General features: G+C 74.4%; 10 protein-coding genes. 3 read left to right on the forward strand and 7 right to left on the reverse strand.

The window, feature by feature from the left end:
• Window positions 1-181 precede the first annotated feature (181 nt).
• The gene (locus tag SCATT_RS19865; RefSeq protein WP_014144917.1) at window positions 182-2,644 is read left to right on the forward strand and encodes a P-loop NTPase family protein; all 2,463 of its coding nucleotides are present in this window, start codon (window positions 182-184) and stop codon (window positions 2,642-2,644) included.
• A gap of 57 nt (window positions 2,645-2,701) precedes the next feature.
• Here SCATT_RS19865 and nucS read toward each other — a convergent pair whose 3' ends face one another.
• A complete protein-coding gene (gene nucS, locus SCATT_RS19870) occupies window positions 2,702-3,361 on the reverse strand; it encodes an endonuclease NucS (protein ID WP_014144918.1) in 660 nt (219 codons plus the stop codon).
• A gap of 296 nt (window positions 3,362-3,657) precedes the next feature.
• Here nucS and SCATT_RS19875 point away from each other — a divergent pair, with 296 nt between their 5' ends.
• Entirely contained in the window at window positions 3,658-4,050 is a 393-nt protein-coding gene (locus tag SCATT_RS19875) for an SCO5389 family protein (protein ID WP_014144919.1), read from the forward strand.
• Between the two features lie 13 nt (window positions 4,051-4,063).
• On the opposite strand, the gene SCATT_RS19880 is transcribed toward SCATT_RS19875, so the two are convergent.
• Entirely contained in the window at window positions 4,064-5,104 is a 1,041-nt protein-coding gene (locus tag SCATT_RS19880) for an LLM class flavin-dependent oxidoreductase (protein ID WP_014144920.1), read from the reverse strand.
• A gap of 181 nt (window positions 5,105-5,285) precedes the next feature.
• Here SCATT_RS19880 and SCATT_RS19885 point away from each other — a divergent pair, with 181 nt between their 5' ends.
• On the forward strand, window positions 5,286-5,600 hold the full coding sequence (locus SCATT_RS19885) for a hypothetical protein (RefSeq protein WP_014144921.1): 315 nt from the start codon (window positions 5,286-5,288) through the stop codon (window positions 5,598-5,600).
• Window positions 5,601-5,604: 4 nt separating this feature from the next.
• Here the strand turns inward: SCATT_RS19885 and SCATT_RS19890 are convergent, their stop codons facing one another.
• The 5 genes from SCATT_RS19890 to SCATT_RS19910 all read right to left on the reverse strand — a co-directional run bounded on the left by SCATT_RS19890 (window position 5,605) and on the right by SCATT_RS19910 (window position 10,367).
• On the reverse strand, window positions 5,605-6,408 hold the full coding sequence (locus SCATT_RS19890) for an ABC transporter permease (protein WP_014144922.1): 804 nt from the start codon (window positions 6,406-6,408) through the stop codon (window positions 5,605-5,607).
• Window position 6,409: 1 nt separating this feature from the next.
• Window positions 6,410-7,534, reverse strand: a complete 1,125-nt coding sequence (locus SCATT_RS19895) for an ABC transporter ATP-binding protein (RefSeq protein WP_014144923.1) — start codon at window positions 7,532-7,534, stop codon at window positions 6,410-6,412.
• Between the two features lie 84 nt (window positions 7,535-7,618).
• The gene (locus tag SCATT_RS19900) at window positions 7,619-8,389 is read right to left on the reverse strand and encodes an ABC transporter permease (protein ID WP_014144924.1); all 771 of its coding nucleotides are present in this window, start codon (window positions 8,387-8,389) and stop codon (window positions 7,619-7,621) included.
• A complete protein-coding gene (locus SCATT_RS19905) occupies window positions 8,386-9,303 on the reverse strand; it encodes an ATP-binding cassette domain-containing protein (protein ID WP_014144925.1) in 918 nt (305 codons plus the stop codon). The genes SCATT_RS19900 and SCATT_RS19905 overlap by 4 nt, the downstream gene beginning before the upstream one ends.
• Before the next feature lie 131 nt (window positions 9,304-9,434).
• A complete protein-coding gene (locus SCATT_RS19910) occupies window positions 9,435-10,367 on the reverse strand; it encodes a coiled-coil domain-containing protein (RefSeq protein WP_014144926.1) in 933 nt (310 codons plus the stop codon).
• Between the last annotated feature and the right edge of the window lie 64 nt (window positions 10,368-10,431).

The following is a 10,431-nucleotide window of genomic DNA, read 5'->3' on the forward strand; positions in this document are numbered from 1 at the left end:
GATGCGCACATCCCGGGCGGCACGTCCACCCCAGCTTGCCAGCGGTACCGCGCGGGGGATTAAGGTTCGGGTTCCGGCGCGCCGAGCGGCGTGCCGTGCCGGGGAGCCGGGCCAGTCCCTCGTGGCGGACGCGCGGGCTTCCGCAGCACCCCCGTACGCCTGCGCACCTGGGACGGAAACGATGGATCCACACCACCGCGGACCGCAGGACGACCCCTCGTCCCGCCCTCCGCTGCCCCGGCGCGCCGACCGTACCCCGCGAAGTGAGGAGACGGCCGGCGCCCAGGATCCGACCGAGCGGATACCGCGTACCCCGGCCGCCGGAGCCGGGTCGTCCGCCACCCGCGTCACCCAACTCGTGGCCGGCCCCTACCTGCTGACCGTCAACCCGGTCGACGGCAGCGAGATCACCGTCTGCCCGCCCGCCCGCCGCCCGGAACCGCGCCGCCTCACCCCCGCCGAACGCGCCGAACGCGACCGCGCCGCCACCCCGGCCACGGCCCAACCGCCGCTGCTCGCCCGGGAGGAGGAGACCGACCGGCTCGTCCGGCTGCTCTCCCAGGGCCGTTCGGTGCGCCTGACCGGGGCCCGCGGGGCCGGCCGCACCCGGCTGCTGGACGCGGTCGCCGAACGCTGCGCCGACCTCGCCCCGGACGGGGTCGTCCGCCTGCACGGCCGCCACCGCGCCCCCGCCGACCTGCTGCACGACCTGTACGCGGCCGTCCACCACGCCGACGGCCACCGTCCGGAGCGGGACCAACTCGCCCGCGCCGTCGGCCGGATCGGCGCCGTGGTCGTCCTGGACGACGTCGAGTTCGGCGGCGCGGCGCTGGAGGAGTTCCTCGACCACGCCCCCGAATGCGCCTTCCTGGTCGCCGCCGACCCGCAGGCCCCGGCGCCCGCCGCCGACTCGGCGCTGACCGAGGTGGCCCTGGCCGGGCTGCCGCGGGCGGCCTGCCTGGAACTCCTCGAACACGCCGTGCGCCGCCCGCTCACCGAGGAGGAGAGCGCCTGGGCCGCCGACCGGTGGGCGGACTCCGAGGGGCTGCCGCTGCGTTTCGTGCAGGCCGCCGCGGTGCTGCGGCATCGGGACACCCTCGTCGGCCGCGTCGCCCCCGCCCCGGCGGCGGACGAGGACGATCCGTTCACCGCCGAGGACCCGGCCACCGGCCGCGACCCGTTCGCCCCGGCCGCCCCGGGCGGGCCGCCCGCGCTGCCCACGGCGGCCTTCGGCGACGCCCTCGTCCCGGTGCTCGCCGCCTGCCTCGGCCCTGAGGCCCGGCAGGCCCTGCGGTACGCCCTCGCGCTCGGCGGGGAATGCCCCGACCAGGCGCATCTGCCCGCCCTGATCGGTGACGCGCACGCCGAGGGGGCCGCCGCCGAGCTGCTGGCCGCCGGGCTGGCCACCGCGTCGGGCGGCCAACTCCGGCTCGCCGACGGGGTGTCGCGGTGCCTCGGCGACCAGCGTCCCGGCGCCCGGTCCCGGGCCCGTACCGCCGCCCAGCACTACACCTGGTGGGCCGGGCACCCCTCGGTGACCGCCGAGCGGGTCGCCGCCGAGGCCGACGCGGTGCTCGCCGCCATGGCCGCCTGCCGGGACGGCGGCCACCCCAGCGTCGCCGTGCTGCTGGCCCGTTCCGCCGCGCCCGCCTTCGCCGCGGCGCTCGACTGGAGCGCGTGGGAACGCTGCCTGCGCACCGGCCAGGAGTCCGCCCGGATGGCCGGGGAGGTCGGCGAGGAGGCGTACTTCCACCACGAACTGGGCGTCCTGGCGCTGTGCACCGGCAACCTGGACCGGGCCCGCACGGAGCTGGAGGCGTCCATCGGGATGCGCGGGGTGCTCGCCGACCGGCAGGGCACCATCGTGGGCCGCCGCACCCTGGCCCTGGTCGCCGACCGCGCCCGGGAGCTGCGTACCCAGCCCCGTCCGGCCGCCGTCGAGACGACCGCCACGGTGCCGGTGCCGCCCGTCTCCGTGACGCCCGCCGCGCCCCGGCCCGTTGTCCCGGCGCCGGTCTTCCCGCCGGACGTGAGCACCACCGCGCTCCCCGCGCGCCCGGCGCCCGCCGGTGACCGGGGGCGGATGAGCGCGCTGCTGCGGTCCCGGCGCAACCTGGTGGCCGCCTGCGCCGGGGTCGTGCTGGCCGGCGCCATCGGCACCGTGGTCACCCTCGGCCTCACCTCCGGCGGCACCACCGCGCAGCAGACCCCGGCGGACGTGGCGCCGACCGCCGCCGCCACCGACCCGGCCGACGGCGGCGGCGCCCCCGTCGTCCCGCCGGCCGGCCAGGCCGGAGACGTACCGCGGCACCGCACCGGCCACGCCACCACCACCGGCCCCACCGGCACCGCCCCGGCGACCTCCGGCGGCCCGACCCCGGGCCCCAGCGGCACCTGGTCCGGCGGCGGCAGCACCGACGGCACCGGGAGCACCGACGGCACCGGCACCCCCGGCGGGAACGGCGGCTCCGCCGGGCAGAGCTCCTCGACCGGCAGCGGCTCGGCCTCCAGCGGCACCGGATCGAGCGCCCCGGCCGGCCAGCCGGACCCCTCGACGAGCCACAGCGCCTCGGCGTCCACCCCGGCCAAGCCGACGGTCACCGCCAGCGAGCCGCCGCCGCCCTCCTCCAGCCCGGCGCACTGACCGCACGCGGAAGGCCCCGGCGGGGAGCCGGGGCCTTCGGTGTGCCGGAGCGGGCGTTCAGAACAGCCGGAGCTTGTCGTCCTGGATGCCGCGCAGCCCGTCGTAGTCGAGGACCTGGCAGCGGATGCCGCGGTCGGTGGCGAGCACCCGGGCCTGCGGCTTGATCTCCTGGGCGGCGAAGACCCCGGTCACCGGTGCCAGGCGCGGATCGCGGTTGAGCAGCTCCAGGTAGCGGGTGAGCTGTTCCACACCGTCGATCTCGCCGCGCCGCTTGATCTCCACCGCGACGGTGGCGCCGTCGGCGTCCCGGCACAGGATGTCGACCGGGCCGATGGCCGTGGGGTATTCGCGCCGAATCAGCGTCCACCCCTCGCCCAGGGTCTCGATGCGGTCGGCGAGGAGTTCCTGGAGGTGGGCCTCGACCCCGTCCTTGATCAGCCCCGGGTCGACGCCCAGTTCGTGCGAGGAGTCGTGCAGGATCTCCTCGATGGTGATGATCAGCTGCTCACCGGCCTTGTTGGTGACGGTCCAGGAGCCGTCGCCCTCCTTGAGGGTGCAGGGCGGCGACATCCAGTTGAGGGGTTTGTAGGCGCGGTCGTCCGCGTGGATCGACACACTGCCGTCGGCCTTGATCAGGAGGAGTCGCGGAGCCGAGGGCAGGTGGGCGGTGAGCCGGCCTGCGTAGTCGACGGAGCAACGAGCAATGACGAGACGCACGGTCGGCAACGCTACTCGAACCGGGACCGGATGCGCGAAGCGCCCTCGTACCCCGGCCGCCCCGGCCGCCGGGCAACGGGCCGGACGCCACCGCGCGGGGGCGGCGCCGGCCCGCCGCATAGGGCGCAACTCGGGCGCACGGGGTTGGCCGGTTGTACGCGCAAGCTTCTGGTGCCCCCGTACCGATCCCCCTACCGTGGGTAGCTGGGATTCCGCGCTGCGGGAGATCAATCAGCGGCTTCCCTCCGAAATCCGTCAGGCCCCGCCGGCATCGCGGGGTCGCGAGAGGAGTACCCATGTCGCTCGACGTCTCACCGGCCCTCCTCGAACAGGCCGAGCGAGGCGAGGTCGACGAAGCGGAATTCGTCGACTGCGTCCGGACCTCCCTGCCGTACGCATGGGAGATGATCAGCTCGTTGGTGGCCCAACTCAAGGTCGACGGCGGGGAGTTCGCCGACAACCAGGTGCCGCCGCCGAGCGAGCGCGAGCGGGGTCAGCTGTTGCGCGCGCTGGCCAGCGACGCCATACGCGGCGCACTCCAACGGCACTTCGGGGTACGTCTCGCCTTCCAGAACTGCCACCGGGTCGCGGTCTTCCCGCCGGAGGGGTCCGCCGACCCGGCGTACACCCGGTTCACCTCGGTAAGAGCCCAACTGCTCAACCAGTCGCCCGAGTTGCGCGACTGCTGAGCGCCGGTTCCGGTCACGCGCTCCCGCTGCCGGGGAGCAGCGGGAGCACTTCGCCGCCCAGCCGCGCCACGTTGGACTCGGTGGCCGCCAGGTCGCCGCTCCCCTCGGCGAGCAACGCGAAGCGGCGGATCCCGGTGCGCTCCGCGGTGGCCGCCAGCCGGTCGGCGCAGCGGCGCGGGGTGCCCACCGGATGGAGCCGGCAGAGCAACTCGGTGTACGCGTGGGCGTCGCGCATCGCGCGGGGCCTGCCGTCCACCGTGACGTGGGCGGCCAGCCCCGCCCGCAGCCACCCTGGCAGCGCCTTGGTGAGCGTCTCCACCGCGTCCCGGTCGCGGTCGGCGACCTGCACCACCCCGGCCGAGACGTGCTCCACCCCGTTCACCTCTTCGGGTGAACGTCCGGCGTCGAGCGCCGTGCTCCGCCACAACCGGGTCATCTCCGCCTTCTCCTCGTCCGCGGCGTGCATGCCCAGCAGCATCGGCAGCCCGCGCTCGGCGGCCATCCGGACCCCGGCCGGCGAGGTGCAGGCCACCAGCACCGGCGGACCGGCCGGCCCCTCGACGTCGTCGGGGCGCGGCACCACCGGCACCGGACGGAAGCGGTGCCGGGGCCCGTCGGCGCCCACCACCGGCTCCCGCAGCCAGCGCAGCAGCAGGTCGAGCGATTCCGGGAAGCCGCCCTCGTACGCCGCGAGACCGGTGCCGAAGACCTCCAGGTCCTGCCACGGGCCGCCGCGGCCGACGCCGAGCGAGAAGCGCCCGCCCGAGGTCAGGTGGAGCAGCGCGGCCTGCTCGCCGAGCGTCACCGGGTGCGTGGTCGGCAGGACGCTGACCGCGGTGCCCACCCGGATCCGGCGGGTGCGGCCGAGCAGCAGCGCCGCCAGCGTCACCGCGGACGGGCAGACCCCGTAGGGCATGAAGTGGTGCTCGGCGAGCCATATGGCGTCCAGCCCGGCGGCCTCGGCGGCCTCGGCGGTGCGCACGGTACGGTGCAGCGCCTCGGCGTGCCCCTGGCCCGGGAACTGTGCGGAGAGCGCGAAGACCCCGACGCGCATGATGGAACCCCTCTTTCCCCCCGTTCCGTTGCGGGGAAACCCCCCGTCCGCGTTAACGCGTGACACGTGCCAAGGGCACGGGCGGTGGGGAATCCGCGGCGGACGGGGCGGTTATCCGGCGTCCCGGCCGCCGCGTACGCTGGTCGGCGAACCCAGCAGCGTGTCCTCGGTGAGGTGTCCTGTGTCCCCGCGTCGAAACCGCCCGAACCGGGCAGCCAAGCCCGAACCGCGGCCGGACGGCGACCGGCACGGCCTGGAGCGCACCGAGAGCTGGCGCGGCGAGGAATGGGTGATGCGCCCGGTGGCCGGCAGCGGCGGCAAGACCTACCGGTGCCCCGGCTGCGACCAGGAGATCCCGCCCGGGGTCGGACACGTCGTCGCCTGGCCGGAGTTCGGCGGGGTGGACGACCGGCGGCACTGGCACCGGCCCTGCTGGAACGCCAGGGACCGCCGGAGCGCCAAGCTCCAGCGGTCCCGCGGCGCCCCGCGTCACTGACGCCTCACACGTCCCGCCTGCCCAGCGCGGCGAAGGCGGCGGCGAGGACGACCGCGGTCACCCCGGCGAGGATCCACAGCGGGGTCCAGCCGACCGGGCCGGAGCTCAGCATCGGGATGCCGTAGAGCGCGGCGAGCGCGTTGGGCACCGAGTACTCGATCAGCGCGGTCCGTACCCGCTGGAGGTTCTCGGTCATCATGAACAGCGCGAGCAGCAGCGGCAGCAGCACCACCCCGAGCATCGTGGTGATCGCCCCGGCGGAGTGGCGCAGCAGGGTGCCCACCGCCAGCGCCAGCAGCCCGAGCAGCGCCACGTACAGCCCGGTGCCCACGGTGGCCCGCAGCCACTCGCCGCCGCTGGGGGAGGCGCCACGGGTGGTGATCATGGCCGAGTCGACGGCCGCCACGAGGCTGGTCGCGGCGGTGGTGAGGACGAAGGCCAGCAGGAAGAAGACGAGCGCCTTGGCGGCGAGCACCCGCGACCGGCTCGGGCAGAACGTCAGCGTGATGCGGATCATGCCGGTGGAGAACTCCGAGGAGATCACCAGCACCCCCAGCGTGATCACGCACAGGTTGCCCAGGAGCACCCCGAAGAACCCGGCGGCCTGGACCGGGAACGACCCCACCGACGTGCCGCTCATGGCGAGCGCGACCAGCAGGCCGATGCCCACGACGAGCAGCAGCATCACGCCGAGCGTCCACAGGGTCGAGCGGACCGTGCGGATCTTGGTCCACTCCGAGCGCACGGCGTCGGCGAAGGTGGCGGTACGCACCGGCGGCGCGGCCGGTGCCTGGTAGGCGGTGGTCATCTCAGCGGTCCTCGGAGGTGGGCGGGGTGACGGGGGCGGCCCAGGGCGCGGGCGGGGCGGCGGGGGCGGGAGCGGCCGGCGGCGGCGGTCCGAACCCGGCGCCGGCCCCCGGCCCGTACGCCCCCGGCGGATACCCGGCCCCCGGCCCGTACGCCCCCGGGGCGGGTACCGGAGCCCCGGGCACCGGCGGTCCGGGCACCGGCGGTCCGGCGTACCCCGAGCGGTAGTCCACCGCGCCCTGGGTCATCCGCATGTAGGCCTCCTCCAGCGAGGCCCGGTGCGGCGACAGCTCCCACAGCCGTACGTCGGCCCGGTGCGCCAGGTCGCTGATGCGCGGCAGGTCGAGCCCGGTCACCCGCAGCGCGCCGTCCGGCTCGGTACGCACCGCGCCGCCCGCCCCGGTGAGCGCCGCCGACAGCTTCTCCCGCGCCCCCGGCTCGTCCGGGGTGCGCACCAGCGCGAAACCGGTGGAGTGGCGGGCGATGAACTCCTCCACGCTCATGTCGGCGAGGAGCTGACCGCGGCCGATCACGATCAAGTGGTCGGCGGTGAGCGCCATTTCGCTCATCAGGTGGCTGGAGACGAAGACGGTGCGCCCCTCGGCGGCGAGCCCCTTCATCAGGTTGCGCACCCAGTGGATGCCCTCCGGATCGAGCCCGTTGACCGGTTCGTCGAAGAGCAGCACCCCGGGGTCGCCCAGCAGCGCCGCCGCGATGCCGAGGCGCTGGCCCATGCCGAGCGAGAACCCCTTGGTCCGCAGGTGGGCCACCGCCCGCAGCCCCACCAGTTCGAGCACCTGGTCCACCCGGTGCGCTGGTATCCCGGACAGCTGGGCGAGGCACAGCAGGTGCTGCCGGGCGGTACGGCCGCCGTGCACCGCCTTGGCGTCCAGCAGGGCGCCGACCTGCCGGGCCGCGTCCGGCAGCTCCCGGTAGGGGCGCCCGGCCACCGTCACCGTGCCCGCGGTGGGGGCGTCCAGCCCCACGATCATCCGCATCGTGGTGGACTTGCCCGACCCGTTGGGCCCCAGGAAGCCGGTCACGCTCCCCGGCCGCACCTGGAAGGAAAGGTCGTGCACGGCCGTCTTCGGTCCGTAACGTTTGGTGAGGCCGCGTGCCTCGATCATGCTCCGCCCCTTGTCGTCCGTCCCGGGGGCGCGTGCGTCGCCCCCTCGAAGGGGGAAGGCTACCCAGGGGTCCGCGGTTCCCGGTCAGGCGTCGCGGCGGCGCAGCGTCAGGTATCCGCCGGCCAGCGCGGCCACCACCCACAGCGCCATGATGCCGAGCCCGGTCCACGGGCCGTACGGGCGGTCGTCATGGCTGGCCAACACCATCATCACCTTCTGCCCGGCCTGGTCCGGAAGGTAGCGGGCCACCTTGCGGGTGGCGCCCACCACCCCGAGGACGCCCGAGATCAGGAAGAAGAACGGCATCAGGATCGCCAGCGACAGCAGCGGCCCGCGCAGCATGGCCGCCACCCCCATGGCGAACACCGTGATCAGCGTCAGGTACAGCCCGCCGCCGACCACCGCCCGCAGCACCCCCGGCTCGCCGATCGTGGTGTGGTGGGCGCCGAGCACCGCCTGCCCGGCGAAGAACGCGGCGAACGCGGTGACCATCCCCACCGCCACCGCCAGCCCGGTGGCCACCGCCACCTTGCAGCCGAGCAGGACCCCGCGCTGTGGCACCGCCGCCAGCGAGGTACGGATCATCCCGGTGCTGTACTCGGCGGAGACCACCAGCACCCCGAAGACGATCATCAGCAGCTGACCGATGGTCATCCCGGCGAAGCTGGTGTACGTCGGGTCGAAGGTGAGCCGCTCACGCGGGGTCATGTGGTCGAACTGACGATTCGTCAGCCAGGAGAGCAGCAGCCCCAGCCCCACGGTGATCAGTGCGGCGAGCGACAGCGTCCAGGCCGTGGAGCGCACCGAGCGCAGCTTGGTCCACTCCGACCGCAGCACCGCCGGGACCACCGTCATGCCCCGCCCCCCTCGGCCGCGTGGTACTCCACCGACTGCGCGGTCAGCCGCATGAACGCCTCCTCCAACGAGGCCCGCCGCGGGCTCAGTTCGTGCAGCGTGACCCGGTAACGGGCGGCCAGCTCGCCCAGTTCGGCGGCGTCGGTCCCGGTGACCTCGTAGCCGCCGTCCCCGGTGGCCGCGGCCCGGATCCCGGCGGCGTTGAACACGTCCAGCATCCGTTCCGGCTGCGGGGAGCGGACGGTGACGTAGGAACGCGAGTTCTCGGCGATGAACTGGGCCATCGAGGTGTCGGCGAGCAGCCGGCCCTGGCCGATCACCACCAGGTGGTCGGCGGTGAGCGCCATCTCGCTCATCAGATGGCTGGAGACGAAGACGGTGCGCCCCTCGGCGGCGAGCCCCTTCATCAGATGACGGATCCAGTGGATGCCCTCCGGATCGAGCCCGTTGACCGGTTCGTCGAACATCAGGATCGTCGGATCGCCCAGCAGCGCCGCCGCGATGCCGAGCCGCTGGCCCATGCCGAGCGAGAACCCCTTGGTGCGCTTGCGGGCCACCCCGGTCAGCCCCACGACACGCAGCACCTCGTCCACCCGCCGCCGCGGAATGCGGTTGGACTGGGCGAGACAGAGCAGATGGTGGTACGCGCTACGGCCGCCGTGCCACGCCTTGGCCTCCAGCAACGCCCCGATGTACCGCAGCGGCTGCCGCAACGCGGCGTACCGCCGCCCGTCGATCAGCACGTCACCACTGGTCGGGTTGTCCAGGCCGAGCATCATCCGCATCGTGGTCGACTTGCCGGCCCCGTTGGGCCCCAGGAAGCCGGTCACCATGCCGGGCCGCACCGCGAAGGTGAGGTGGTCGACCGCGACCTTCTCACCGTAACGCTTGGTCAGCGCGTGCAGCTCGATCATGCGGTCACGCTACGCGGCATTCCCCGGACGCGCAGCCGGTGGCGTACGTTCCGGCGAGCCTTCCGGCGAGCCCGAGGCCCCGCCCGCGCCGCGCGCGGAACCCCGGGCCCCCGTTTTCGGACCGCCGGCGGTCAGCGCTGCGCGGGAACGCTGCGCGTGGTCACCGTGTCGTCGTCCGAGGTGGACGCGGCGGCCACCGCGGCACCGGTCAGCGTGGCCAGCATCTCGCGGACGTTGGTCAGCTGGGCGTTGATGCTGTCCCGGCGGTTGGTCAGCGCCGCCAGCTCCCGCTCGGATTCGCTGCGGATCCGGTCGGCCTTGGCGTTGGCGTCGGCCACGATGTCCTCGGCCTGGCGCTGCGCGGTCTCCACCGTCTGGCGGGCCCGCCGCTCGGCGTCGGTGCGCAGCTTCTCGGCCTCCAGCCGCAGCTGCTCGGCGCGGTGCTCGATCTCCGCCAGCCGCTTCTCCGCCTTGGCCTGACGGGAGGCCAGGTCGCGCTCGGACTGCTCGCGCCGCTTGGCCAGGTTGGTCTCGAAGTCGGCCGCGGCCTGGGCGGCCTTCGCCCGGGTCTCCTCGAAGAGCGCGTCGGCTTCCTCACGCTTGGCCTGCGCGTCCTTCTGCGCCTCGGAACGCAGCTGGGTGGCGTCCGCGGTGGCCTTGTCGACGATGCGGGCGCCCTCGTCCTCGGCCTTCGCCTTGCGCTCGGCCGCGTACGCCTCGGCGTCGGCGCGCACCTGAGCCGCCGCCCCCTCGGCGAGCTCACGGTGCTGCTCGGCGGCCCGACGGGCTTCTTCCCGCAGGTCCTTGGCCTCCTCCTCGGCGAGCCGGAGGATTTTCTCGACCCGGGCGCCGAGTCCCGCGTACGACGGTTCGGAGTCGTTGATCTGCGCCTGGGCGTTCTGCGTCTCCAGGTGCAATTCCTCGATGCGCTTCTCCAGAGCGCTGATCCTGGCCAGTGCATTGTCACGGTCGGCGACGAGCTTGGCGATGCGGTCGTCCACCTGGCCGCGGTCGTAACCACGCCGCACGAGCTCGAAGCCGAAAGGGGAGGAAGTGTCGCTCATGGGGTTCCTGTCAATTCAGGCCGGTGAGGTGATAGGGGGAATCCTAGGCGGACCAACGGCGTGT

Source organism: Streptantibioticus cattleyicolor NRRL 8057 = DSM 46488 (genome assembly GCF_000240165.1).
In the GTDB taxonomy this organism is placed as follows: domain Bacteria; phylum Actinomycetota; class Actinomycetes; order Streptomycetales; family Streptomycetaceae; genus Streptantibioticus; species Streptantibioticus cattleyicolor.